Origin of the sequence: Kitasatospora sp. NPDC018058 (assembly GCF_044327205.1) — a bacterium.
In the GTDB taxonomy this organism is placed as follows: Bacteria; Actinomycetota; Actinomycetes; order Streptomycetales; family Streptomycetaceae; genus Kitasatospora.
The window spans coordinates 128,516-153,284 of sequence record NZ_JBIRFA010000019.1 but is presented as its reverse complement, the minus strand read 5'-3'; the positions used below and the strand labels follow the sequence as shown (position 1 = coordinate 153,284).

20 protein-coding genes, 2 pseudogenes and 1 riboswitch are annotated in these 24,769 nt (G+C 72.5%); of the genes and pseudogenes, 11 read left to right on the top strand and 11 right to left on the bottom strand.

Annotated features, from left to right (window positions below):
* Positions 1 to 127: 127 nt before the first annotated feature.
* From ACH4E7_RS26585 to ACH4E7_RS26560, 6 genes are all read left to right on the top strand, one after another.
* Entirely contained in the window at positions 128 to 1,009 is an 882-nt protein-coding gene (locus tag ACH4E7_RS26585) for an FHA domain-containing protein (RefSeq protein WP_396251552.1), read from the top strand.
* 167 nt (positions 1,010 to 1,176) lie between these two features.
* Positions 1,177 to 1,872: a MerR family transcriptional regulator gene (locus tag ACH4E7_RS26580; protein ID WP_396251563.1), complete on the top strand. Its 696-nt coding sequence runs from the start codon at positions 1,177 to 1,179 to the stop codon at positions 1,870 to 1,872.
* 98 nt (positions 1,873 to 1,970) lie between these two features.
* Positions 1,971 to 2,447, top strand: a complete 477-nt coding sequence (locus tag ACH4E7_RS26575; protein WP_030303568.1) for a bifunctional nuclease family protein — start codon at positions 1,971 to 1,973, stop codon at positions 2,445 to 2,447.
* A gap of 223 nt (positions 2,448 to 2,670) precedes the next feature.
* Positions 2,671 to 3,315 carry a MerR family transcriptional regulator gene (locus ACH4E7_RS26570; protein ID WP_396251551.1) on the top strand — a complete coding sequence of 215 codons (645 nt, stop codon included), beginning with the start codon at positions 2,671 to 2,673 and terminating at the stop codon, positions 3,313 to 3,315.
* A gap of 173 nt (positions 3,316 to 3,488) precedes the next feature.
* Complete coding sequence (locus tag ACH4E7_RS26565) at positions 3,489 to 4,160, top strand: vancomycin high temperature exclusion protein (RefSeq protein WP_396251562.1); 672 nt, start codon at positions 3,489 to 3,491, stop codon at positions 4,158 to 4,160.
* A 72-nt stretch (positions 4,161 to 4,232) separates the two neighbouring features.
* A complete protein-coding gene (locus tag ACH4E7_RS26560; protein ID WP_396251550.1) occupies positions 4,233 to 5,627 on the top strand; it encodes a DNA polymerase IV in 1,395 nt (464 codons plus the stop codon).
* A gap of 149 nt (positions 5,628 to 5,776) precedes the next feature.
* Here ACH4E7_RS26560 and ACH4E7_RS26555 read toward each other — a convergent pair whose 3' ends face one another.
* The 3 genes and pseudogenes from ACH4E7_RS26555 to ACH4E7_RS26545 all read right to left on the bottom strand — a co-directional run.
* Positions 5,777 to 7,267, bottom strand: a complete 1,491-nt coding sequence (locus tag ACH4E7_RS26555; protein WP_396251549.1) for an MFS transporter — start codon at positions 7,265 to 7,267, stop codon at positions 5,777 to 5,779.
* Positions 7,268 to 7,497: 230 nt separating this feature from the next.
* A pseudogene (locus tag ACH4E7_RS26550) lies at positions 7,498 to 7,950 on the bottom strand (DUF2382 domain-containing protein); the annotation flags it as partial.
* Positions 7,951 to 8,310: 360 nt separating this feature from the next.
* Positions 8,311 to 8,706 (bottom strand): annotated as a pseudogene (locus tag ACH4E7_RS26545) (PRC-barrel domain-containing protein); the annotation flags it as partial.
* 223 nt (positions 8,707 to 8,929) lie between these two features.
* A riboswitch (glycine riboswitch) is annotated at positions 8,930 to 9,033 on the top strand.
* A 238-nt stretch (positions 9,034 to 9,271) separates the two neighbouring features.
* On the opposite strand from ACH4E7_RS26545, the gene gcvP reads away from it, so the two are divergent.
* Positions 9,272 to 12,172, top strand: coding sequence for an aminomethyl-transferring glycine dehydrogenase (gcvP, locus tag ACH4E7_RS26540; protein ID WP_396251548.1), 2,901 nt, complete (start codon positions 9,272 to 9,274; stop codon positions 12,170 to 12,172).
* Positions 12,173 to 12,354: 182 nt separating this feature from the next.
* Here gcvP and ACH4E7_RS26535 read toward each other — a convergent pair whose 3' ends face one another.
* On the bottom strand, positions 12,355 to 12,546 hold the full coding sequence (locus tag ACH4E7_RS26535) for a DUF5999 family protein (RefSeq protein ID WP_380613480.1): 192 nt from the start codon (positions 12,544 to 12,546) through the stop codon (positions 12,355 to 12,357).
* A 438-nt stretch (positions 12,547 to 12,984) separates the two neighbouring features.
* Complete coding sequence (locus ACH4E7_RS26530; protein WP_396251547.1) at positions 12,985 to 13,557, bottom strand: hypothetical protein; 573 nt, start codon at positions 13,555 to 13,557, stop codon at positions 12,985 to 12,987.
* Between the two features lie 376 nt (positions 13,558 to 13,933).
* Between ACH4E7_RS26530 and ACH4E7_RS26525 the strand changes: the two genes are divergently transcribed.
* Together ACH4E7_RS26525 and ACH4E7_RS26520 are read left to right on the top strand one after the other, a co-directional pair.
* A complete protein-coding gene (locus ACH4E7_RS26525; protein WP_396251546.1) occupies positions 13,934 to 15,439 on the top strand; it encodes a glutamate--cysteine ligase in 1,506 nt (501 codons plus the stop codon).
* Positions 15,440 to 15,515: 76 nt separating this feature from the next.
* Complete coding sequence (locus tag ACH4E7_RS26520) at positions 15,516 to 16,304, top strand: CPBP family intramembrane glutamic endopeptidase (protein WP_396251545.1); 789 nt, start codon at positions 15,516 to 15,518, stop codon at positions 16,302 to 16,304.
* Here the strand turns inward: ACH4E7_RS26520 and ACH4E7_RS26515 are convergent.
* From ACH4E7_RS26515 to ACH4E7_RS26490, 6 genes are all read right to left on the bottom strand, one after another.
* A complete protein-coding gene (locus ACH4E7_RS26515; RefSeq protein WP_396251544.1) occupies positions 16,282 to 16,824 on the bottom strand; it encodes an HAD domain-containing protein in 543 nt (180 codons plus the stop codon). The two genes, ACH4E7_RS26520 and ACH4E7_RS26515, sit on opposite strands and share 23 nt — an antisense overlap.
* 100 nt (positions 16,825 to 16,924) lie before the next feature.
* Positions 16,925 to 18,211 carry an MFS transporter gene (locus ACH4E7_RS26510; RefSeq protein WP_396251543.1) on the bottom strand — a complete coding sequence of 429 codons (1,287 nt, stop codon included), beginning with the start codon at positions 18,209 to 18,211 and terminating at the stop codon, positions 16,925 to 16,927.
* A 61-nt stretch (positions 18,212 to 18,272) separates the two neighbouring features.
* Entirely contained in the window at positions 18,273 to 18,974 is a 702-nt protein-coding gene (locus ACH4E7_RS26505) for a dienelactone hydrolase family protein (RefSeq protein WP_396251542.1), read from the bottom strand.
* A 57-nt stretch (positions 18,975 to 19,031) separates the two neighbouring features.
* Positions 19,032 to 20,444 (bottom strand): sugar porter family MFS transporter, encoded by a 1,413-nt coding sequence (locus ACH4E7_RS26500; RefSeq protein WP_396251541.1) that lies wholly within the window; start codon positions 20,442 to 20,444, stop codon positions 19,032 to 19,034.
* 114 nt (positions 20,445 to 20,558) lie between these two features.
* Complete coding sequence (locus ACH4E7_RS26495) at positions 20,559 to 21,218, bottom strand: FMN-binding negative transcriptional regulator (protein ID WP_396251540.1); 660 nt, start codon at positions 21,216 to 21,218, stop codon at positions 20,559 to 20,561.
* A 14-nt stretch (positions 21,219 to 21,232) separates the two neighbouring features.
* The gene (locus ACH4E7_RS26490; RefSeq protein WP_396251539.1) at positions 21,233 to 21,922 is read right to left on the bottom strand and encodes a pyridoxamine 5'-phosphate oxidase family protein; all 690 of its coding nucleotides are present in this window, start codon (positions 21,920 to 21,922) and stop codon (positions 21,233 to 21,235) included.
* 34 nt (positions 21,923 to 21,956) lie between these two features.
* On the opposite strand from ACH4E7_RS26490, the gene ACH4E7_RS26485 reads away from it, so the two are divergent.
* Both ACH4E7_RS26485 and ACH4E7_RS26480 read left to right on the top strand, forming a co-directional pair.
* Positions 21,957 to 23,294, top strand: a complete 1,338-nt coding sequence (locus ACH4E7_RS26485) for an aminotransferase class I/II-fold pyridoxal phosphate-dependent enzyme (protein WP_396251538.1) — start codon at positions 21,957 to 21,959, stop codon at positions 23,292 to 23,294.
* A 241-nt stretch (positions 23,295 to 23,535) separates the two neighbouring features.
* Positions 23,536 to 24,720, top strand: a complete 1,185-nt coding sequence (locus ACH4E7_RS26480) for a GDSL-type esterase/lipase family protein (protein WP_396251537.1) — start codon at positions 23,536 to 23,538, stop codon at positions 24,718 to 24,720.
* The last annotated feature ends 49 nt before the right edge of the window (positions 24,721 to 24,769 follow it).

Genomic DNA, 24,769 nt, shown 5'->3' with positions numbered 1-24,769 from the left:
CACCAACCGCAGTACCAACCGTCGGAGTACCACTCCAGCAGGCCCGAGCCGCAAGCGGGCCCGCAGCCTGTCCGAGGTTCTCACCCTGCCCCGCGGGCGGGTCTGTCACACGCAAGGGGATTCGCCCGTGAGTTTCTTCTCGAAGTTGTTCGGTCGCAACAAGGACCGTGACGCGGCCGCCGTCGAGGCGCCCACCGCCCGGCACCGTCGGCCGGAGGACGAGCCCGCAGTGCCGGGCATGCGCCCCGCTCCCGAGGCCGCACCGTACGCCGGACAGCAGCTGTACCGGGACGGCGGCGCCGCCCAGTACACGGGGAATTCGGCGGGCTACGGCGTGTCGGTTGACCCTTCCGACGACCCGCGCATAGGTTTCCCGTCAGCACCCTCAACCTCTGGTGGAGGGTTTGCTCCGGACCCGTACGCCGGGCACAACCCGTCGGGTGTGCCGCGCCAGGAGGCTGTGAACATGGCTGGCCCCACTCCGTGCCCCCGGTGCGGTAACCAGAACCCGGCCGCGGCCCGTTTCTGTTCCAACTGCGGGACCGCGCTGCGTGGCGGTCTGCTGCCCGAGGGGGCGGCGGAGACCACCTCGACCATCTCGATCTCCGGCCTGGAGTCCTACGACCCCAACACCACGACCGGCACCGGCACCACGCCGGCCCTGTCGGCCGAGGTGCTGTCGGCGATCGACGCGCTGCCGCCGGGCTCGGCCCTGCTGATCGTCCAGCGCGGCCCGAACTCGGGCAGCCGCTTCCTGCTGGACTCGGACGTCACCACGGCCGGCCGCCACCCGCAGGGCGACATCTTCCTGGACGACGTCACGGTCTCGCGCCGCCACGTGGAGTTCCGCCGCACCCCGGCCGGCTTCAGCGTCGCGGACGTGGGCAGCCTGAACGGCACTTACGTCAACCGGGAGCGGATCGACGAGGTGTCGCTGAACAACGGCGACGAGGTGCAGATCGGGAAGTACCGGCTGGTGTTCTTCGCCGGCCACAACCGGGGGTACTGAATCCAACGTCGGCAGGAGCCCGAGTGAGCAGCGATACCTCTTCTTCTCTCGGGGCGGCCTACCCCGCGTCGTCCGGTCCGCAGTCGGACCGGGGCGGGCGCGGGGTGGTCGCGGGACCCAGGCAGCCGGATCGGCCCGTCGGGCGGCGGCACGGCGGTGACGAACTGCTGAGCATCGGCGCGGTGCTGGCCTTCCTGCGTGACGACTTCCCCGAGGTGACCATCTCCAAGATCCGCTTCCTGGAGGCGGAGGGGCTGGTGGAGCCGCAGCGGACTCCCTCGGGGTACCGCAAGTTCAGCCCGGCCGACGTCGAGCGGCTCGCCTACGTGCTGCGGATGCAGCGCGACCACTACCTGCCGCTGCGGGTGATCCGCGAGCACCTGGACGCGATCGAGCGCGGCGAGGCCCCGCCCGCGTTGCCCACCGCCTCCGACAACCGACCCGGGCCGGTGGAGGAGGCCGATCGCGAACTGGTGGCCTCGGCCGACGTCCCGTCCAGGGTCCGACTGGGGCGCGCCGAGCTGCTGGCCGCCGCCGAGGCCGGGGAGCGGGAGCTGGCCGAGTGGGAGTCGTACGGGCTGGTGGCGCCGGGCCCGGACGGCGGGTACGACGGCGAGGCGCTGCAGGTGGCCCGGCTGGTCGCGGAGCTCGGCCGGTACGGGCTGGAGCCCCGGCACCTGAGAGCCATGAAGGCGGCTGCGGACCGCGAGATCGCGCTGGTGGAGCAGGTGGTGGCGCCGCTGAGGCGGCACCGGAACCCGCAGACCCGGGCGCACGCGGAGGCCACCGCGCGGGAGCTCGCGACCCTGTCGGTACGGCTGCACGCGGCGATGGTCCAGGCCGGTCTGCGGACCCGCGCATAGCGTCCGAAGCGTCCCCGCCCGCCGGGGGTGCATCGCGCTGACCAGCGGCGTCGGTCCTGCGCTTTCATATCCGGGGTCGGAGCCATAGGGTTGCCTGTGTGAATGAGCTCGACGTCGTGGGTGTCCGAGTGGAGATGCCTTCCAACCAGCCGATCGTGCTGCTGCGGGAGGTCGGGGGAGATCGCTACCTGCCGATCTGGATCGGCCCCGGCGAGGCGACCGCGATCGCCTTCGCCCAGCAGGGCATGACTCCGGTGCGCCCGCTGACGCACGACCTGTTCAAGGACGTCCTGGAAGCGCTCGGTCAGCAGCTCACCGAGGTCCGGATCACCGACCTGCGGGAGGGTGTGTTCTACGCCGAGCTGGTGTTCGCCGGCGGGGTCGAGGTGAGTGCCCGGCCGTCCGACGCGATAGCGCTCGCCCTGCGCACCGGCACGCCGATCTACGGGAGCGAGGAGGTGCTCGCGGAGGCGGGCATCGCGATCCCGGACGAGCAGGAGGACGAGGTCGAGAAGTTCCGCGAGTTCCTCGACCAGGTGTCGCCCGAGGACTTCGGGGGCAGCGGTCCGCAGTAGCGCGGACGGCCTGAGTGGCTGTTTCACGCGCCGTTTTGCCAAAAACCGTCGACCTACCCACACTAGGGGCACGAAAAACCACTCTCCTGAGTGATGTGGTTTGTCTGGCCCGGCGTGGCGATCGTTGACGGGTCATAGGGGACTGCCTACCGTCAGGAGTGGCTGTCCGGGTGGCCGATGCCCGCAGTCGGGTTGCCCGCAGCACAAGTGGACGGAGGTAGGCATGAGCAGCACCGGCGATGACGCGGCCGCGGGAGGCCTGTGCGCCGTGCACGTGCCCCGCACCGCTCGCACCGTAACCGACCTGCCGAGGATGGGCAGGTTCCCGGCCGTACAGCCGGGTCAGCCCGCCATCGAGCGGCTGGCCCCGACGTCCGAACTGCTCGGCTTCCGCGGCCCCACGGCCTGTGCGGCGGCCGGCATCACCTACCGCCAGCTGGACTACTGGGCCCGCACCGGACTGCTGGAGCCCAGCGTCCGGACGGCGTACCCGGCGACCAGCCAGCGGCTCTACAGCTTCCGTGACATCCTGCTGCTCAAGATCGTGAAGCGGCTGCTGGACGCGGGCGTCTCGCTGCAGAACATCCGGGTGGCCGTTGCCCATCTGCAGTCCACCGACCAGGGCGACCTGGCTGGGCTGACGCTGATGTGTGACGGCGCGACGGTGTACGAGTGCACCACGCCGCAGCAGGTGGTCGATCTGCTGAAGGGCGGTCAGGGGGTCTTCGGCATCGCGGTGGGAGCGGTCTGGCACGAGCTGGAGCTGACCCTCGGTCGGCTGCACGCGGAGCGGACCGACACCGGCGAGACGCTGGTCGGGAACGACCCGGCGGACGAGCTGGCGCAGCGGCGCAACCGGGCGGTCTGAGGCACCGGCCTGACCGGCCGGTGGTGGGCCACCGATCTTGACGAGGCCGTGGGCCCGGACGGGGAACCGTTCGGGCCCACGGCCTCGTCGTGTTGCCTGGTGAAACGGTCGAGGGAGGGCACGTGAGGGTCGGCACCGGGATATCGGGGTTGCTGCGGCGCCGGGCGGTGGGGATGCGGGTGCGGCTGCGGGAGCGCCGTACCCAGCGCAGGGTCTTCCAGGTGACGACGCTCCTGTGCTCGCTGGCGCTCGCGCCGAGCGCCTGGCTGTGGATCGCGGCGGGGGACCGGGTGGGCACGGTGGAGAGCGCGCCGTCCGCGCCGGTCGCGGTGGTGTTCGGTGCGGGGCTGGACCAGGGCAAGCCCTCGCCGTACCTGGAGCACCGGCTGACGGCGGCGCTGGACCTGTACCGGGAGGGGAAGGTGCAGGCCATCCTGGTGACCGGGGACAACGGGCGGGTCTCGTACGACGAGCCGGACGCGATGTACCGGTACCTGACCGAGCACGGGGTACCGCAGGAGAAGGTGGTCCGGGATTACGCCGGCTTCGACACCTGGGACTCCTGCACCCGGGCGCACCGGATCTTCGGGGTGGACCGCGCGGTGCTGGTCAGCCAGGACTTCCACGTCCGGCGGGCGCTGGCGCTGTGCGAGGCGGCGGGCATCCGGTCGTACGCGGTCGGGGTGCCCGAGCTGCACGACGCCACCTGGCTGTACGGCGGGCTGCGGGAGATCGCCGGGGCGGGCAAGGCAGCGGTGAACGCCTGGCTGCGGCCGGACCCGGCGCTGCTCGGGCCCAAGGAGGACGGCATCCCGAAGGCGCTGGCGCAGGCCGCGGAGCGGTAGCCGCCGGGGGTCGGCCGCCGGGACCCGGCCGGGTTCGTACGCACTGTCGGACCCGTGCGCGATGATCAGCGGGTGCGATCTCTGCCGAGCATCATCCACCTCGACATGGACGCCTTCTTCGCGGCGGTGGAGCAGGCGGCCAAGCCGAGCCTGCGCGGCAAGCCGGTGATCGTCGGCGGGCTCGGCGGGCGCGGGGTGGTCTCCACGGCTTCCTACGAGGCACGCAGGTTCGGGGTGCACTCGGCGATGCCGATGGTTCAGGCGCGGCGGCTGTGCCCCAACGCGGCCTTCCTGTCCGGGCGCTTCGAGGCGTACCGGCGGAACAGCGAGATCGTGATGGGGCTGCTGCGGGAGCTGTCGCCGCTGGTACAGCCGCTGAGCCTGGACGAGGCCTTCGTCGACCTGGAGGCCGGTCCGTACGGCCCGGTGCTGGCGGAGGCGGATCACGACACCGGTGAGCGGCTGGTGCTCGCCCTGGCGGAGGACCTGCGGGCGGACATCCACCGGCTCACCGGGCTGACCGGCTCGGTCGGGGCGGCGGGCTCCAAACTGATGGCGAAGATCGCCTCCGAGCGGGCCAAGCCGGACGGGCTGGTGATGATCGAGCCGGGGCAGGAGCGCGCCGTGCTCGGGCCCATGCCGGTACGGGCGCTGCCCGGGATCGGGCCGGCGACCGAGCAGGTGCTACGGCGGGCCGGGCTGAGCACCGTGGCGGACCTCGCGGAGGCGGGGGAGGCGGAGCTGGTCGCGCTGCTCGGACGGGCGCACGGCGCCGGGATCCACCAGATGTCGATAGGCCTGGACGAGCGGCCCGTGGTCGCCGACCAGGACGCCAAGTCGGTCTCGGTGGAGGACACCTACGAGGTGGACCTGGCCGACCGGGACCGGGTGCTGCGCGAGGTCGAGGCGCTGGCCGCGCGGTGCGTGCGGCGGCTGCGGGCGGCCGGGCGTTCGGGGCGGACGGTGGTGCTCAAGGTCCGGCGGTTCGACTTCTCGACGCTGACGCGCTCGGAAACCCTCGGCGGGCCCACCGACGACGAGGCGGTGATCACCGCGACCGCGCGACGGCTGGCCGAGCAGGTGGACATCACCGGCGGGATCCGGCTGCTCGGCGTGGGCGTGGCCCAGCTGGCCGACTACACCCAGGAGGACCTGTTCGCGCAGGCGCTGCGGGAGGAGGAGGCGGAGCACGCCGAGGCGGCCGGGACGGCGGAGGTCGAGGACGAGCCGGAGGAGGTCGTGGTGCGGCGCTGGATGCCCGGACAGGACGTCCACCACGGCGAGTTCGGGCCGGGGTGGGTGCAGGGCAGCGGCGTCGGTCGGGTCACCGTACGGTTCGAGACGCCGTGGAGCGAACCGGGGCGGGTGCGGACCTTCGCGGTGGACGACCCGGCGCTGGAACCGGCGCGGCCGTTGCCGCTGCGGCGGGTTGAGGGCACGGATGCTGCGGGGGACTCGGCGGGCTGACGGGTTCGGGACGCGGAACGGCCCCACCCGGTGGGGATACCGGGTGGGGCCGCATACCGTGCCGGACTCCGCACGTTCGTGATGCCCTCGCGACGTATGGAGGCCGGGCCCGCGCGCCCTGTCCCTGAGCGCGCGGGCCGGACGCCTGGTCAGGCGTCGGTCTTGACCAGCTTGGCGCTGGAGTCCTGCGGGGCCGAGCCGCCGAGGGCGGTGGCGGCCGGCTTGACGGTGCGGATCAGGAACGGGACGGCACCGGCGACGATGCAGACGACGGCCGTGGTCCAGAAGGCGTGCTTGTAGGCGTCCAGGGTGGGCAGCAGCACCGGGATCTTGATCGGGAGCTTCATGGTGTCGCCGGTCAGGATGGCGGTCATCACGGCGGTGCCGATCGCGCCACCGACGGTGCGCAGCACGGAGTTCATGCCGTTGGCGATGCCGCTCTGCTCGACCGGGACGGCGCCGTTGATGAAGGCCGGCATCGCGGCGAAGGCGAGGCCGATGCCGAGACCGAAGACGGCAGCGGCGGTGTAGATGTCGCCCTCGTGGCTGTGACGCAGGGCCAGGTAGGCCATCGCGACGGCGCCGAGGACACCACCGAGCACCAGCGGCAGACGGGGGCCGCGGCGGGCGATCAGCAGGGCGCCGAGCGGGGCGGCCACCATCGAGCCGATCGCGGACGGCAGCAGCATCACACCGGCGTGCAGGACGGTCGCGGTGAAGCCGTAGTGGGCGAACTTCTCCGGGGTCTGGGCGAAGTTGCTGATGACCATGAACGAGCCGTACATGCCGAAGCCGATGAGCAGGCCGGCCAGGTTGGTGAAGGCCACGGCCGGACGGGACATCATCTTCAGGTCCACCAGCGGGTGCGAGACCTTGGTCTCGATGATCCCCCAGATCAGGGCGACCACGGCGGCGACGGCGAACAGGCCGAGGGTCTTGGTGGAGGTCCAGCCCCAGTGGTTGCCCTGGCTGACCGCGACCAGCAGGGCGGAGAGCCAACCGGCCAGGGTGATCGCGCCGAGCGGGTCGGCGCCGCCGTCCTTGTCGGTCACCGGGTCGGACGGGACGCGGAAGGCCACCAGGGCGACTGCGATCAGGCCGAAGACCAGGCCCATCCAGAAGATCGACTTGTAGTTCCAGTGCTCCAGCAGGAGACCGGTCGCCACCAGGCCGAGGCCGGAGCCGACGCCCATCGAGGCGCTGATGGCGGCGACGCCGCCGGTCACCTTCTGCTTGGGCAGCTCGTCGCGGACGATGCTGATCGCCAGCGGCATCACGCCACCGCCGGCGCCCTGCAGGACGCGGGCGACGATCAGCCAGGTGAAGGAGTGGGTGCTGACCGCCAGCGCCGACCCGGCGACCAGGCCGACCAGTGAGATGAGCAGCATGGGCTTGCGGCCCCGGAGGTCGCCGAAGCGGCCCAGCAGGGGAGTCAGCACGGCTGCGGAGAGCAGGTTGGCGGTCATCAGCCAGGTGATGTTGGACGCGGAGACGTCCAGTTCCTTGGCCAGCGAGGGCAGGATCGGGACGACCGCGGTCTGCACCACGCTGAACGACAGCATCGCCAGGATGAGGGCCGGCAGGACCCGGGCGTTGCTCTGCTTCTCGGCCGCGGTGGTGGGCTGGGGTGCCTCACTCACGGTTGCTTCCTCCCGTACATAGTGAATGAACTGAAGTAATCATGCGGGGAGATACTTCAGAGTGTCAAATATCGAGTGGTTAAGCTTTGGCAAAGGCGAACGGTCGGCGCCTGCGGCGGGCTTGTGCGGAGGGGGCGCCGGGGAGGGGGCGCCTGCGGCGGGCTTGTGGGGAGGGGAGTGAGGGCATGGCGATGGCCCCGGACGGTGTCCGGGGCCATCGGGGCGAGGCGTCAGGGAAGGGTGCGAAGTGGGGCGGCGTGCGAGTCGGGGGTAGGGGGCGGCGGGGTAGGGGGTGGCGAGGTGGGGGGTGGCGAAGGAGCGTTCGTCGGCGGGGTGGGGGTGGTGGGTGTGTTGTCGTGGACTTCGACGTGTTCGCGGCGGAGCTCCTCGCGGATGATCTCCTCGGTGGTGTAGCGCTCGACGACCAGGCGGACCCGCTCGATCGGGGCGCGGTACTTGCGGACCACCAGGCGTTCCTCGCGGAGGGTGACCTGCTCGACCGCCTCGGCCATCGCCTTCTCGGTGAGGGCGGAGCGCTCGGCCTCGCTCACCGGCATGCGCTCCACCCGGACACGCTCGCGGACCACCGGGACGCGGCGCTCGACCTGTTCGGTGGTCACGTACTTGCGCAGCTTCGCGGTGCCCAGGATGTGCCACTGGGTGGTGATGTCCAGCCGCTCCTCGCGGCAGGTGATCTCGACCGGGCCGCTCGGGGCCGAGGGGGCGGCGGCGCCGGTGGCGGGCGCGTGGGTGGTCCTGGTCTCGGTGGACCGTGGCTTGGGCTCGACGGTGGGGGTGGGTGCGGGGGTGCGGAAGGCGGGCGGCTTGGTGGCCTCGGCGGTGCTGCTGGTGGTGGTGCTCGTCGTCGTCGGGCCGGGCTCGGGGGCGCGGAAGGCGGGCGGCTTGGTGGCCTCGGCGGTGCTGCTGGTGGTGGTGCTCGTCGTCGTCGGGCCGGGCTCGGGGGCGCGGAAGGCGAGCGGCTTGGTGGCCTCGGCGGCCGGAGTGGTGCCGAAGTCGAGGTCGGGTCGGGCCGTCCGGCCGCTCTCCTCGGCGGCTGGAGTGGCGCCGAAGTCGAGGTCGGGTTGGGCGGTCCGGCCGCCCTCCTCGGCGGCCGGGCGGCCGTCCACCCGGGTGTCCAGGCCGTAGTAGCGGTAGAGCTGGAGCTCCTGGGCAGGCGAGAGGTGCTGGCCCACACCGAAGTCCGGCGAGTCCTTCACCAGCGACTTGTCGTACGGCACCCGGAGCTCGTTGTCGGAGAACTCGCTGGTGGCGAGCGGGACGAAGGCGTCCCGGCCGAAGACGCCGGTCCGGACGGCGGCCCATTCCGGCTGGCCGGTGGCGTCGTCCAGGTACACCTCGTCGACCGTTCCGATCTTGTCTCCGTTGCGGTCGACCGCTTTGTGGCCGATGAGGTCCCGGGGGTCGATGTCGGTCTGCACTCTTGCCTCCAGTGCGCTGCGCCTGCGGAACTCCCGCAGGTACGGCGGTCGGAGCACCGTCCCGTCCGCCACTTCACACCAAACGGCATGAATCGGACGGGCGCGACCGGGGTGCGCCGGACGGGCTCCGCGCTGGGCCGTTCGGGGGACGCGCGTAGACCTCGAGTGACCTGACACACCCGTGATCGGAAGCCCTCCCGCTGGTACCCTGGGCGGCGACCGCCGAGCCCGCTCGGGAGAGTCCCCGACGGCGAAAACCGCTGGTCGGGGCGCCGAAGGAGCAACTCCTCCCCGGAATCTCTCAGGCATCCGTACCGTGCGGGATAGGTCACTCTGGAAAGCAGGGCAGGACCGCCGGCGCGTGAGCCGGCGATCACCACCCTCACCGACGGTGCAAGCCGACGGAGCGCCACCAGCGCGACGTGCGGGCGAAGCTCTCAGGTCCCGATGACAGAGGGGGAGGCCTTTCGGGTTCGTCCGCCCAGGCCGATCCGCTGTCCGCAGCGGTGAACGCCGTTCGGCGTGCGTGCCCCCGCCGGTCCGTGACCAGGAGGCCTCGACCACCATGAACGCCCAGCCGAACGCGGGACGCCCCACCGGCGCCTCGACCCTCACCGAGCTTGAGTTGGCCAGCCCCTTCGAGAACCGCCACATCGGCCCCGACGCCGCCGCGCAGGAGAAGATGCTGGCGTCCGTCGGCTACGGCTCGCTGGACGAGCTCGCCGCCACGGCCGTTCCCGAGGCGATCCGCTCCATCACCGCCCTGGACCTGCCCGCCGGCCGCAGCGAGGCGCAGGTCCTCGCCGAGCTGCGCGAGCTGGCGAGCCACAACAAGGTGCTCCAGCCGATGATCGGCCTGGGCTACTACGGCACCTTCACGCCGCCGGTGATCCTGCGCAACGTCATGGAGAACCCGGCCTGGTACACCGCCTACACCCCGTACCAGCCGGAGATCTCGCAGGGCCGCCTGGAGGCGCTGCTCAACTTCCAGACCCTGGTCTCCGACCTGACCGGTCTGCCCACCTCCGGCTCCTCGCTGCTGGACGAGGGCACCGCGGCCGCCGAGGCGATGGCGCTGGCCCGCCGCGTCACCAAGGTCAAGGGCGGCGTCTTCCTGGTCGACGCAGAGACTCTGCCGCAGACCGTCGCGGTGATCAACACCCGCGCCGTGCCGACCGGCGTCGAGGTCGTCGTCGCCGACCTGTCCGAGGGCATCCCGGCCGAGATCGTCGAGCGCGGCGTCTTCGGTGTACTGCTGCAGTACCCGGGCGCCACCGGTGTGGTCCGCGACCTCGCCCCGGTGATCGAGCAGGCGCACGGGCTGGGAGCGATCGTCGCCGTGGCTGCCGACCTGCTGGCGCTGACCCTGCTCAAGTCCCCGGGCTCGCTGGGCGCCGACATCGCCTGCGGCACCTCGCAGCGCTTCGGCGTGCCGATGGGCTTCGGCGGCCCGCACGCCGGCTACCTGTCGGTGCGTGCCGAGTACGCCCGCTCGCTGCCCGGCCGCCTGGTCGGCGTGTCCGTCGACGCCGACGGCAACCGCGCCTACCGCCTGGCGCTGCAGACCCGCGAGCAGCACATCCGCCGCGAGAAGGCCACCAGCAACATCTGCACCGCCCAGGTGCTGCTCGCCGTGATGGCCTCGATGTACGCGGTCTACCACGGCCCGGACGGTCTGGCCGACATCGCCCGCCGCACCCACCGCTACGCCGCCGGCCTCGCCGAGGGCCTGCGGGCCGGCGGCGTCGAGCTGCTGCACGGCGAGTTCTTCGACACCGTCACCGCCGTCGTCCCGGGTCGCGCCGCCGAGATCGCCGCCGCCGCCCGCACCCACGGCATCAACGTCCACCAGGACGGTGCGGACCGGATCTCGATCTCCACCGACGAGACCACCACCCGCGAGCACCTGGCCGGTGTCTGGGCCGCGTTCGGCGTTCCCGCCGTCGAGGTGGCCGAGGCCGCCGAGACGCTGCCCGCCGCGCTGCTGCGCGAGGACGAGTACCTGACCCACCCGGTCTTCCACAGCCACCGCTCGGAGACCGCCATGCTGCGCTACCTGCGTCGCCTGTCGGACCGGGACTACGCGCTGGACCGCGGCATGATCCCGCTGGGCTCCTGCACCATGAAGCTCAACGCGACCACCGAGATGGAGGCGGTGACCTGGCCGGAGTTCGGCCAGCTGCACCCCTTCGCCCCGATCGACCAGGCCGAGGGCTTCCTGACGCTGATCCGCCAGCTGGAGCAGCAGCTGGTCGAGGTCACCGGCTACGACGCCGTCTCGATCCAGCCGAACGCCGGCTCCCAGGGCGAGCTGGCCGGCCTGCTGGCCGTCCGCGCCTACCACCACGCCAACGGCGACACCCAGCGCGATGTCTGCCTGATCCCGTCCTCGGCGCACGGCACCAACGCCGCCTCCGCGGTGATGGCCGGCATGCGCGTGGTCGTGGTGAAGACCCTGGTCGACGGCGACGTGGACGTCGAGGACCTGAAGGCCAAGATCGAGCAGCACCGCGACAACCTCTCGGTGCTGATGGTCACCTACCCGTCGACCCACGGCGTGTACGAGACCCAGATCACCGACATCTGCGCCTTGGTGCACGAGGCCGGCGGCCAGGTCTACGTGGACGGCGCCAACCTGAACGCCCTGGTCGGCCTGGCCAAGCCGGGCAAGTTCGGCGCGGACGTCTCGCACCTGAACCTGCACAAGACCTTCTGCATCCCGCACGGGGGCGGCGGCCCGGGCGTCGGCCCGGTCGCGGTGCGCGCCCACCTGGCGCCGTACCTGCCGAACCACCCGCTGCAGGAGGAGGCCGGCCCGGCGACCGGCGTCGGCCCGATCTCGGCCGCGCCGTGGGGCTCGGCGGCGATCCTGCCGATCTCCTGGGCGTACGTCCGGCTGATGGGCGGCGAGGGCCTCAAGCACGCGACCCAGGTCGCGGTGCTGAACGCCAACTACATCGCCAAGCGGCTGGCGCCGCACTTCCCGGTGCTCTACACCGGCCCGGGCGGGCTGGTCGCGCACGAGTGCATCATCGACCTGCGCCCGCTGACCAAGGAGACGGGCGTGACGGTGGACGACATCGCCAAGCGCCTGATCGACTACGGCTTCCACGCGCCGACGATGTCCTTCCCGGTGGCCGGCACGCTGATGATCGAGCCGACCGAGTCCGAGGACCTCCACGAGATCGACCGATTCTGCGACGCGATGATCGCGATCCGCGCCGAGATCGACAAGGTCGGCTCGGGCGAGTGGGCCGCCGAGGACAACCCGCTGCGTAACGCCCCGCACACCGCCGCCACCCTGGCCGGCAACTGGGCGCACGGCTACTCGCGGCAGGAGGCGGTCTTCCCGGCCGGCGTGAACCCGGCGGACAAGTACTGGCCGCCGGTGAGCCGGATCGACGGCGCGTACGGCGACCGCAACCTGGTCTGCTCCTGCCCGCCGCTGGACGAGTACGGCGTCTGATCCTCATCGGACGGGCAATGAGGCAGGGCCCCGGCGGATCGTTTCCGCCGGGGCCCTGCCCCGTGTCCCGCGCTATCAGGGCGGCGGCTGCCCCCGCGGGGCGGTTCCGGGCCGTACGGTTCCGGCCGTACGGAGCGGTCCGCCCCCCATTCTCAGTCAGTGCTGTCCCGGCCCGTGGTCTCTCAGGCCGCGTGGGCGACGGGACGGCGCGGGGCGATCACCCGGCCGTCGGGCAGCAGCTCTCCGGTGTCCTCGAACAGCACGACGCCGTTGCAGAGCAGGCTCCAGCCCTGCTCCGGGTGGCAGGCCACCGGCACGGCCGCCTCGCGGTCCTCGGACTCGGCCGACGGGCACTCAGGACGGTGCTGGCACATACGCGTACCCTCGCTTCGCTCTGCGATCCTCCCCGTGGTGCGGTCCCGGAGGTGGTGCCGTCCGGGGCCGCCGCGGCAGTCGGATCCTGTCCGCGCGCCAGCCAGGTTTGACCAGCGCTCAAGTGGGTAGGACAGGTGGTCCTTCCACGCTGGTTCCCAGTGTCGGCATCTACGGGCGCGCGCGCAGCGATTTCGTGACATGCGCCACAACTACCGGGCAGAGATCACCCGTTCAGGTGGGGCCGGGGGAAAATCGCGCACCGATGGGTCAGCCGGGGCATGGCCCGGTGGGGCCATTGCGAGTGGCCCGTTTCGGTGGTGGCCGTTCGGGTGAATCCATCGGCCGTTCGGGTGAAACCGCCGAGCGGGGTGCGTACGGCGAAGGGCCGCCGGGCGGGCGGCCCGGCGGCCGGTGCGGAGGGGCGGGAGCGCGCCGATTCAGGAGGAGCCGAGGAGCAGCGGCCCGGCGAGCGGGGCGCGGGCGAGCAGCGGCAGCAGCTCGGCGGCCGGGTAGGCGCGGTGCGCGGTGACGCCGAGCGGGGCCGGGGCGAGCGGGATCAGCAGGTCGGCGGTCGGGCCGGCGTCGGGGCTGTGCAACCAGAGCGCCGTCGCGTACTGGCCGGGGAAGGTGAGCAGCCGGGGCTGGCAACGGGCGCGGGAGCTCTGGGCGAGCTGCCAGGCCTCGCGCAGCGCCCGGACGGTGGAGGAGAGGTAGGGGCCGGCGGTGAAGTGGGAGAAGGTGTGGCCCTCTGCGCTCTGCACCACCTCGGCGGCGGCGGCCACGTCGGCGCCGTCCTTGATCAGGAAGCGCCAGCCGGTCCGGTGGGCGGCGGGGAGATCGGGGCGCGGGCCGTCCAGGACGTGCACCGCGAGTGGATGCGCGGGGAGCAGTGGTCCGGTCGGGTGACGCAGTGCTGCGGCGGCGGGCTGGCGCAGCGCGGTGTCCGAGTCGAGCGCGCCCAGGACCGCGCGCAGGGCGCTCGGCGGGGGCTGGGGGGTCTGCAGGGTCATGGCGGGGTCCGCCTCTCCAAGCGAGATCGGCGTGCGAGTGCGGCATACCGGCGTGGCGCGGTGCGTCTACGGTGACGGGGCCTGGCCATGTCCGGTTGTGCAGGATCGCGGAGCCGGCACGGTCGCCGCCGTCGACGAGGGACTCGGGGCGGGAAGGGACCGGCCGGAGCGCAGTGCGGATTCCTCGAATTCATCGAACAAATGCGCAGGGTGATCTGTTTATCACAGGCCGTGGCGTCGGGCAAGTCTGCAGATGGTCTGAATTTCCGTCAGTTGCCTTGCATTGCAAGCCAGTACAGGCATTCGGGTATCGATCTTCGAGGTGGGCATGATGCTTGCACGGTCGGTCGGCCGGGTGTCTCAGGAGGAGGGGACCATGGGCGAGAAGGTCGTGGCGACTCGGGCGGATCTGGCGGACCGGCAGCAGTACCGGCTCAAGCTCCAGGCCTGCCTCGACGCGCTCGGGCGGATGCTGCGCGAGGACCGCTTCGACCGGCCGCGGGCCGTGATGGGGCTGGAGATCGAGCTCAACCTGGCCGACGAGCAGGGCCTGCCGGTGATGCGCAACGCCCAGGTGCTGAGCGCGATCGGCTCCAGTGACTTCCAGACCGAGCTGGGTCAGTTCAACATCGAGGTCAACATCGTGCCGCACCGGCTCTGCGGGCACGTCTTCGAGGAGCTGCGCGAGGAGATCGACACCGGGCTGCGCTACGCCGACCGGCGGGCGGCCGAGGCCGGCGCCCGGATCGTCATGGTGGGCATCCTGCCGACCCTGGAGCACGACCACACCGGGCTGGACGCGATGAGCCTCAACCAGCGGTACAGCCTGCTCAGCGACCAGATCCTGGCCGCCCGGGGCGAGGACATCGCGCTGGACATCGAGGGCGTCGAGCACCTCCAGCTGGAGTCGATCACCATGGTGGCCGAGGCCGCCGCGACCTCGCTGCAGCTGCACCTGCAGGTGACCCCGGAGCGGTTCTCCTCGGTGTGGAACGCCGCCCAGGCGATCTGCGGTCCGCAGCTCGCGCTCGGCGCCAACTCCCCGTTCCTGTTCGGCCGGGAGCTGTGGCGGGAGACCCGTCCGGTGCTCTTCCAGCAGGCCTGTGACACCCGTTCGGCGGAGCTCAAGGCCCAGGGCGTGCGCCCGATCACCTGGTTCGGCGAGCGCTGGGTGGACTCGGCGTACGACCTGTTCGAGGAGAACCTGCGCTACTTCCCGGCGCTGCTGCCGATCTGCGACGACGAGGACCCGCTGAAGGTGCTGGCCTCCGGCGGTGCGCCCCGGCTCGCCGAGATGCGGTTGCACAACGGCACCATCTACCGCTGGAACCGGCCGGTCTACGACGTCTCCGGCGGGGTCGCGCACCTGCGGGTGGAGAACCGGGCGCTGCCGGCCGGCCCGACGGTGGCCGACACGCTGGCCAACGCCGCCTTCTACTACGGGCTGGTGCGGGTGCTCGCCGAGCAGCCCCGGCCGGTCTGGACCCGGCTGCCGTTCGAGCGGGCGGACGAGAACTTCCGCCAGGGCGCCCGGTACGGCATCGACGCGGTGTTCCAGTGGCCGCGCCCCGGCCGGGCGGGCCGCGGCGGCGGGCTGCAGACCGTCTCCGCCGTCGACCTGGTGCTGGGCGAGCTGCTGCCGATGGCCTACCAGGGGCTGGACGAGTGGGGCGTGGAGCCCGCCGACCGGGACCGCTACCTGGGGATCATCGAGCAGCGCTGTCTGCGCCGCACCAACGGCGCGGCCTGGCAGAGCGCGACCTTCCACCGGCTGCGCGAGCGGTACGGGATGGACCGCCCGGCCGCGCTCGCCGCGATGACCAGGCGCTACGCCGAGCACATGCGCGGCGGCGAGCCGGTGCACACCTGGCCGGTCGGCTAGCGCCTCGGCTGTGTCAGGATGATCGCTCCGGTGGTCGGCCGACCACCCGAGCGACCGCCCGTCCGCTGGAGCCTTCGTGACAACCCGCCCGACCGCGCCGGAGACCGTCCAGCCCACCCGCCGGCTGCTCGGCGTGGAGCTGCTGATCGTCCTCGGCCTCTCGCTCGGGGCCAGCGGGATCGGCGCGCTGATCAGCTTCGCGGGCTCGCTCACCGAACCGCTCAAGCTCGGCCAGCAGGTCGCCACGCTGAACGGCTCGCGCGCGCCCGGGCGGCCCTGGCTGGACCTGGTGTGGCAGCTCTACTACATCGGGCGCGGGTTGATGCCGGTGGTGCTGGTCGGCTACCTACTGGTACGCGAGGGAACGTCGCTGCGGGTCCTGGGCTTCGACCTGCGCCAGAAGCTGCGCGACCTCGGACGGGGCTCGGCCGTCGCGGCGGTGATCGGCGGCTCCGGGCTGGTGCTGTACCTGGCCGCGCAGGCGGCCGGGTACAACCTGACGGTCGCGCCCTCCGGGCTGCCGGACGTCTGGTGGCGGGTACCGGTGCTGGTGCTCTCGGCCTGGCAGAACGCGATCCTGGAGGAGGTCGTCGTCCTCGGCTACCTGCTGCGCAGGCTGGGGCAGTCGGGGTGGTCCTGGCCGGCGATGGTGGTGGCCAGCTCGGTGCTGCGCGGCTCGTACCACCTGTACCAGGGGGTCGGCGGGCTGGTCGGCAACATGGTGATGGGGGCGGTGTTCTGCCTGCTGTACCGGCGCTGGGGGCGGGTGATGCCGCTGGTGGCGGCGCACGCACTGATCGACACGGTGGCCTTCGTCGGGTACGCGCTGCTCGCCGGGCACGTCAGCTGGCTGCCGACCCCCTGACCGCCGCTCCCTTGGCCGCCGACGCCCGGCCGCGCGGCGGGCGGGCGAGCAGCCGGTCGACGTGCCGGCGCTCCAGGCCCTGGCCGGGATCGATCGGCAGCAGCAACCGGTCGCGGCGCCACAGCGACCTGCGGACCAGCCGGGACGGGATGACGTCGTCCACCCAGGCGAACGGACGGCCGTCGGCGTAGCGCAGCAGCGGGGCCCACTTGCGGGCGGAGAACAACCCCATCAGCGGGACGCGCGGGTCGCCGGGCTGCGGGACGTACCCGGTGAAGCGGACGAAGGGGAGCGGGTCCAGGCCGATCGCCGGGGCGATGTGGGTGTTGGCCTGCTCCTCCCAGGTGGTGGCCCAGACCAGCTCGTACGTTCCGGAGAGTTCGCGCAGCCACAGGCCGTGCTCGGCGGCGAGCAGGACGGCGTAGCCGAGCAGGGTATGGGAGTCGAACCCGGCGTCCGGATGCGGACAGACCGGGTTCAGCACCCCGTCGACGTCCAGGAACAGCAGTGGCTTCGGCACCGGTGGGCTCCCCGAGTGGATGGTGTGTCCTACGTGCTCGGACGAACCACGGGCAGCACTGGTTGCTCGTCGGCGGGCGCACGCGGGGCGCACAGGGCGCTCACGGCGCGGGTGCGGGCTCCGGGGCGGGCACCGGTGCGTCCGGGGTGCTTCGGTGGGGGCTCCGGCGGGTGAGCCGGCGGACCTGGGGGTCGAGCAGGACGGCGGCGCTGAGCAGCAGGCACAGCACGGCGCAGGCCCAGAGCGCGCCGGACAGGCCGAGCGCGGTGGCGGCCGGGCCGGCCAGCGCGGTGCCGACCGGGGCCAGGGAGTAGGAGCCGAGCTCGTCGTAGGCGGTGACCCGGGAGAACATCTCCTCCGGGATCTCCTGCTGGAGCGCGACCATCCAGTTGACGCCGAAGACGGTGACGCCGGCCCCGGACAGGAACATCGCGGCGACCAGGACCGGCAGTGGTGCGGAGACGGCCAGGGCCAGGGCGGGCGCACCGAACAGGAACACGCCCCAGTTGCCGACCAGCAGGATCCGGCGGGGGCGCCAACGCGCCATCAGCAGGCCCGTGACCACCAGGCCGGCCCCGTAGGCGGACATCGCCAGGCCCCAGGCGCCGGCGCCGCCGAGCCGGTCCTCGGCCACGGTCGGCCCGTACACGGCCTCGACCGCGTTGATGCAGGCGACCAGCACGGAGAACTGCAGCACGATCACCCAGAGCCAGCGGCGGGAGGCGAACTCCTGCCAGCCCTCGCGCAGGTCGCGCAGCATGCTGGCGCCGGAAGGGGCGGGCGCGGACCCGGGCTCCAGGAAGAACCGGAGGGCGGCGGCGATCAGGAAGCACAGCGCGTCCAGGGCGAGCACCCAGCCGGGGCCGAAGGCGGCGGTGAGCGCTCCGCCGAGGGCGGCGCCGCCGATCTGGGAGGCGTTCTGGCCCATCCGGAACACCGAGAAGGCGCGGGCGGCGTGCTCCTGGGGGACGGCCTGCATGATCATGCCGCCGGCGGCGGGGGAGTAGAGCGCGTATCCGGCGCCGCCGGCGGCGGAGAGCACCAGCAGGTGCCACAGCTGGACGTTCCCGGCCAGCACCAGCGCGGCCAGGACGGCCTGGGCGACGCCGCTGAACAGGTTGGCGGCGACCATGATGTGGTGGCGTGGCAGCCGGTCGGCGAGGGCCCCGCCGACCACCAGGAGCAGGACGGTGGGCAGCAGGCGGGCGGCGGTGACGTAGCCGACCTCGGCGGTGGTGCCGCCGTTGCCGAGGACGGCGAAGGCGGTGGCGATGGGGGCGCCGGCGTTGCCGAGGCCGCTGATCACGGTGGCGGCGGTCTGGATGCGGAAGTCGCGGCTCGCCCAGGCGAAGCGGCGGGCGGCCGTCAGTGGGGGTGGGGTCGGCACCCAGCGACTATGGCCTTGAGTTCGTACAGGTGTCCATGGGGTTTTGACACCTGGACGGCGGTCAGCCGAGGTGGCCCCGGAGGAAGGTGACGGTGCGGCGCCAGGCGATCCGGGACTGCAGGGCGTCGTAGGTGCCGAGCGGGTTCTCGTCGTTCATGAAGGCGTGCCCGGCCGGGTAGAAGTGGATTTCGGGGCGGACGTCGGTGGCCTCGCCGATCCGGATCGCGGCCTCGTCCACGGCAGCCATCGGGATCGAGCCGTCGCGTTCGCCGTAGTGCCCCAGGACGTGGGCGGTCAGACCGCGGTAGTCGAAGTCCGGGTCGGGCGGCAGGCCGTAGAAGGGGACCACGGCCGCCACCTTGTCCCCGGACCGGGCGGCGAGCAGCAGGGCGAAGCCGCCGCCCATGCAGAAGCCGACCGCGCCGACCGCGTCGCCGACCGTGCCGTCCAGGGAGAGCAGGTAGTCGACGGCGCCGGAGAGGTCCTCGACGGCCCGTTCGACCGGGAGTTCGCGCTTGAGGCGGGCGGCTTCGGCGCGGTCGTGGGTGGTGGCGCCGCCGAACAGGTCGGGGGCGAGGACGGTGAACCCCTCGGCGGCGAAGCGGTCGGCCATGTCCGCGACGTGCGAGGTGAGCCCCCACCACTCCTGCACCACCACCAGGCCGGGCCCGACCCCCTGCGGAGGGTGGGCCAGGTACCCGTGCGCGGTGCGGCCGTTGCTCGGGAAAGTGACGTTCTGCCGGGAGCCGCCCTGGTCAGGCATGGCTTCCTCTCGGTGGGTCGGGCCGCGTGCGGCGTGGGTGCGGAAGGGAGCGGCTTCTCAGCCCATCTCCTCCAGGGCGCGGCCCTTGGTCTCCTTGATGCAGAAGGCCACGAACGGGATGGAGAGCAGCGCGAAGGCCGCGTAGATGACGTACGTCGCGGAGAGGTTCCAGTCGGCGAGGTTCGGGAAGCTGACGGTGATCGCCCAGTTGGCGATCCACTGGGCCGAGGCGGCGACCGACAGCGCCAGCGCCCGGATCCGGTTGGGGAACATCTCGCCGAGCAGCACCCAGACCACCACGCCCCAGGAGAAGGCGAAGCAGAGCACGAAGACGTGCGCGGCGATCAGGGCGACGGTGGCGTGGGTGGTGTCGAGGGTGGCGGTGTTGCCGGTGCCGTGCCGGTAGGAGAACGCCCAGGCGGCCGTGCCCAGCGCGATCGCCATGCCGACGGAGCCGGCCAGGGCGAGCGGCTTGCGGCCGATCCGGTCCACCAGGACCATCGCGATCACCGTACCGATCACGTTGATGATCGAGGTGGAGAGGCTGATCAGCAGCGAGTTGGACTCGTTGATGCCGACCGACTGCCAGAGGAAGGAGGAGTAGTAGAAGATCACGTTGATGCCGACGAACTGCTGGAACACCGAGGCGCCGATACCCACCCAGACGATCGGCAGCAGACCGAAGCGGCCGCCGAGCAGGTCCTTCAGCCGGGGCTTGTGGGCGGACTCCAGCACCGCGCGGATCTCCGCCACCCGGGCGTCCAGGTCGACGCCCTCGCCCTCGACCTCGACCAGCACCTCGCGGGCCTGCGCCTCACGGTGGTCGGCGATCAGGAAGCGCGGCGACTCCGGGATGGACAGCGCCATCAGGCCGTACACCAGGGCCGGGATGGCCTCGACGCCGAGCATCCACTGCCAGGCCTGGATGCCGGCGAGGTGGCCGGTGGACTCGCCGCCGGCGGCCTGGTTGAGCGCCCAGTTGGCGAGCTGGGAGACCGTGATGCCCAGCACGATCGCCATCTGCTGGAAGGAGGCGAGCCGGCCGCGGTAGGCGGTGGGGGCGACCTCGGCGATGTAGGTCGGCGCGATCACCGAGGCGATGCCGATCGCGACGCCGCCGACCACACGCCAGGCGGCGAGCAGCTCGATGTTCGGCGGGAACATCGAGCCGATGCCGCTGGCCGCGAAGAGTACGGCGGCCAGCAGCATCGTGCGCACCCGGCCGAGGTGGTCGGCCAACCGGCCGGCGACCACCGCGCCGGCGGCCGAGCCGAGCAGCGCGATGGCCACCACGAAGGCGGTGGTGCCGTGGCCCACCCCGAAGTGCTTCTGGATGCCCGTCACCGCACCGTTGATCACCGCGCTGTCGTAGCCGAACAGGAAGCCGCCCATGGCGGCCGCCGCGGAGATGAACACCACGTGCCCGAGGTGGGCCTCGCCGGAAGCCCGCTGACTGTGGACTGTGGACACGTGCGCTCCCCGAGGTGGACGGGCCCGGGCCGACGGCAGGGCAGGACTCGTCTCACATTCGAGCAGCGCGGCGGCCGACCTGCCCGAGTTGATGGCCGATCGGGTGATCCGGGGTCAGTCGGCGGCGCGTGCCCTGGCCGCGCGCCGTTGGTGGCGCCGCAGCAGCTGGGTGCGGGCGGCGGTGTCCTGGTCGCGGCGGCGGGCGGGGCCGCTCGCGCGCTCGGTGAGGCGCTCGGCGATGGCGTGCTGCTCCTCGGCGGGCTTCTTGTCGTCGTACTTGAACTTGGCCCGCACCTCGCGGACCGTCAGACGGAGCCCGCGCAGACCGGGCAGCAGCCGGGCGAACTCGCCCTCGCCGGGGACCACCCGGACCTCCGGGGTCTCCGGCTGGAAGTGCGCCAGCTGCCGGTTGAGGAGCTCCGCCTTGCCCGCGGCCGACTCGACGATCTCGGCCGTGCAGTGGAAGTGGACCGAGGCGTAGTAGCTGGTGGGCGTGCCGGGTGCGCCGCGCCAGTGGCCGGGGGCGAAGGCGTAGCCGTCGGTGACCGCGAGGGTGACGTTCGGGTCGGCCCGGACGGCGGCGAGCAGCGGGTTGGGCGCGGCGAGGTGGAGCAGGATCTCGCCGAGCTCGGCGTCCAGCAGGAAGTGCGTCGGGACCAGCACCGGGCCCTCGCCGGGGCGGCCGTTGGCGGCGATCAGGCCGAAGTCGCGGCCCTCGGCCAGCCAGGCGCGCCACTCGTCCTCGTCGCCGCGGTCCCAGGACCTGATCAGCATCGGTGCGCCTCTCCTCAGCGGGGGTAGCCGCGCAGGTGCGCGGGCAGTGGAACGGACTCGTCGTGCGGGACGGGGGTGCCGTGCACGGTGGTGACCGGGATCAGGCCGGACCAGTACGGCAGGTCGGCGTCCGAGGGGTCGTCGTCGGCGCCGTCCCCACGGGTCTTGGCCGAGACCTCGTCCAGCTCCAGCCGGATCACGGCGGTGGCGGCGAGCTCCTTGGCGTTGGCCGGGCGGACCTCGCCGGAGCGGCCGGGGATCGCATGGTCGACCAGGGCGGCCAGTGCGATGTCCAGCTCCTCGGGGTCGGTGACCTGGTAGGCGGTGCCGTGGGCGACCACCGAGCGGAAGTTCACCGAGTGGTTGAACGCGGACTTGGTCAGCACCAGGGCGTCGACCTGGGTCACGGTGACGCAGACCGGCATGCCCTGCTCGCCGGAGGCGCCGCGCAGCGGACGGCTGCCGGTGGAGCCGTGGACGTAGAGCCGGCTGCCGACCCGGGCGAAGATCGTCGGCAGTACGACCGGCGCGCCGTCGGCGATGAATCCGAGGTGGCAGATGTAGGCACTGTCGAGGATGGCGTGGATCGCCTCCTGCTCCCAGGTGGCCCGGTCCTTGTACCGGGTGGGGGTGGTGCGGGGGGTGCGGGAGTAGACGGCGTCGCTGGTCGGCGTGGTGGCGCTGGGTGTCGGCGTGTCCGGCATGACAACCTCTATGTACTAGTGCATAATCTTCTTTGTGCTAGGAGACTATCCGCTGAAAGGGCGACGCGCCAGCGAAATCGCGGCCCACATCGAACAGGGCGTGAGCAGCGGGCGGCTCGCACCCGGAACCGCGCTGCCCCCGCTGCGCGACCTCGCCGCCGAACTCGGCGTCAACCCCAACACCGTGGCCGCCGCCTACCGACTGCTGCGCGACCGGGGCGTGATCGAGACGGGCGGCCGCAAGGGCAGCCGGATCCTGCCCCGGCCCGCACTCACCCCCCGCGACCAGATCCGCATCCCGGTGCCGCCGCACGCCCGCGACCTGTCCGCCGGCAACCCCGATCCGGCCCTGTTGCCCGACCTCGCCCAGGCCCTCGCGGCCGCCGCCGAGGCGGCCAGGGCCGAGCCCGTGCTCTACGGGCATCCGAACATCGACGCCGGACTGCTCGCGCTCGCCCGTACCTCCTTCGAGGCCGACGGGCTGCCCGGCGGCCCGATCGTGGTCGCCTCCGGCTCGCTGGACACCATCGAGCGCACCCTCGGCGCCCACCTGCGCCCCGGCGACGCGGTGGCGGTCGAGGACCCGGGCTGGGGCAGCCTGCTCGACCTGCTGCCCGCGATGGGGCTGCGGCCCGCGCCGGTGCGGTTGGACGACGAGGGGCCGCTGCCGGACTCGCTGGCCGCGGCGCTCGCCGAGGGGGCCCGCGCGGTGGTGGTGACCAGCCGGGCGCAGAACCCGACCGGCGCGGCGCTCACCGCGCGGCGGGCCGAGGAGCTGCGAGCCGTCCTGGCCGGTCACCCCGGGGTGTTGCTGATCGAGGACGACCACGGGCACGGCATGGTCGACCAGCCCTACCACCCGCTGGTCGGCGCCGGCTCGCGGCACTGGGTGGTGGTGCGCTCGGCGGCCAAGGCGTACGGGCCGGACCTGCGGGTGTCGGTGGCGGTCGGCGACGAGGAGACGATCGGACGGGTGGCCGGACGGCTGAGGCTGGGCGCCGGGTGGGTCAGCCACCTGCTGCAGCGCGCCGTCGCCGAGCTGTGGCGCACCGACGCGGCTCCGGTCGCGCGGGTGGCCGCCACGTACCGGGCGCGGCGGGACGCGCTGCTGGGCGAACTGGCGGCGCGCGGGATCGCGGCCCACGGGGAGAGCGGGCTGAACGTCTGGGTGCCGGTACCGGACGAGACCTCGGCGCTGGCGGCGCTGGTGCAGCGCGGTTGGGTCGCGGCACCCGGGGCGCGGTACCGGATCCAGTCGCCGCCCGGGCTGCGGTTCACCACGGCCCGGCTGGAGGCGACCGACGCGCGGCGGTTGGCCGAGGACCTGGCGGAGGTGCTGGGGTCGGGCGGGGTCGGTTCTCGGCTGGTGTGAGCGGGGCGGCCGGGGTTGACGGGGACGGGGTGGATCGCGAGCGGAGTCCGGTGGCGCGGTGAACCGCGGGTGCGGGCTGGTCTGAACCCGTCGGTAACAAATGCGGAAACCTGGCGCAGACGCCTAGCGGTGGCGGGCGAGGCCATGTCATCTTCATCGCGCCACCGGCCGGCGGCCCACCCCCACCTATGCGTCTTCCCGTCCCCACACCGCGGGGAGACCGAGCCGCAGGAGTTCCGCCGTGCCCGAAAACCGTTCGAGCATCACCCGCAGCGCCCCTCGACTCGGCCGTCGGCTGCTTGCCGCGGCCTTCGCCCTGCCGCTGACCGTGGCCGGACTGGCCGTCGCCGCGCCCGCCTCGGCCGCCGCCCCGGCCGGCCCCACCGCGAGCGTCACCCTCGGAGACAGCTACATCTCCGGCGAGGCCGGGCGCTGGATGGGTAACGCCGCCGGCACCAGCGGCGGTCACAACGGCACCGACCGGGCCTGGAACGGCAGTTCGGCCGATCCGTCGGTCGTCTACGGCGCCACAGCGGTGAGCGGCTGCGACCGCTCCGATGTCGCGGAGGTGCTCGGCGCCCCCACCGTGGCGCAGAACCAGATCAACCTGGCCTGTTCCGGGGCCGTCACCGCGAACATCTTCCGCGCCTCCAACGGCGGCCAGTCACTCAAGGGCGAGGCCCCGCAGGCCGACCAGCTCGCCACCGTGGCACAGCAGAACAACGTCAAGCTGATCACGCTGTCGATCGGCGGCAACGACCTCGGCTTCTCCGGGATCATCTCCGACTGCGTACAGGACTACCTGTTCTGGTACTCGTACTGCCACGACTCGGCGCAGTCCCAGATCGACGCGCAGATGCCGACCGCGATGGCCGGGGTCGGCAAGGCGATCGACGAGATCCGCGCGGTGATGTCCGACGCGGGCTACGCGCAGTCGGACTACCGGCTGGTGCTGCAGTCCTATCCGTCGCCGATCCCGCGCAGTGCCGAGATGCGCTACCCGGAGAGCGGCTGGACCCGGTCGAACACCGGTGGCTGCCCGTTCTGGAACGCGGACGCCGACTGGGCCCGCGACACGATGGTGCCCGAGATCTCCAAGGCTCTGGCCGGAGTCGCGGCGTCCAAGGGCGCGCAGTTCCTGGACCTGTCCGACATGCTGCAGGGCCGCGAGGTCTGCTCGACGGCCACCCGGCAGCCGACCGCGACCAGCGGCCCGTCCGCGACCAGCGGCGAGTGGGCGCGGTTCCTGGATGGTGGACTCAACACCACCCAGGGCGCACTGCAGGAGTCGATGCACCCCAACTACTACGGGCAGTTGGCGCTCGGGCGCTGCCTGACCCTGCTGTGGGGGCGGACCAGCGGTGACTACGCCTGCCGCAACACGGCCGGGCAGGACGCGAGCGGGATGTACCTGGCCGCGCGCTGACCGCGTGATTCGGCGCCCCGCTGCGGTGCTCTCCGCAGCGGGGCGCCGA

Bases quoted from the DNA above. Each gene is read 5' to 3' on its own strand.
- ACH4E7_RS26570 (WP_396251551.1), top strand. From the start codon at position 2,671: ATGAGCAGCACCGGCGATGACGCGGCCGCGGGAGGCCTGTGCGCCGTG.
- ACH4E7_RS26565 (WP_396251562.1), top strand. From the start codon at position 3,489: ATGCGGGTGCGGCTGCGGGAGCGCCGTACCCAGCGCAGGGTCTTCCAG.
- gcvP (WP_396251548.1), top strand. From the start codon at position 9,272: ATGAACGCCCAGCCGAACGCGGGACGCCCCACCGGCGCCTCGACCCTC.
- ACH4E7_RS26535 (WP_380613480.1), bottom strand. From the start codon at position 12,546: ATGTGCCAGCACCGTCCTGAGTGCCCGTCGGCCGAGTCCGAGGACCGC.
- ACH4E7_RS26530 (WP_396251547.1), bottom strand. From the start codon at position 13,557: ATGACCCTGCAGACCCCCCAGCCCCCGCCGAGCGCCCTGCGCGCGGTC.
- ACH4E7_RS26525 (WP_396251546.1), top strand. From the start codon at position 13,934: ATGGGCGAGAAGGTCGTGGCGACTCGGGCGGATCTGGCGGACCGGCAG.
- ACH4E7_RS26505 (WP_396251542.1), bottom strand. From the start codon at position 18,974: ATGCCTGACCAGGGCGGCTCCCGGCAGAACGTCACTTTCCCGAGCAAC.
- ACH4E7_RS26495 (WP_396251540.1), bottom strand. From the start codon at position 21,218: ATGCTGATCAGGTCCTGGGACCGCGGCGACGAGGACGAGTGGCGCGCC.
- ACH4E7_RS26490 (WP_396251539.1), bottom strand. From the start codon at position 21,922: ATGCCGGACACGCCGACACCCAGCGCCACCACGCCGACCAGCGACGCC.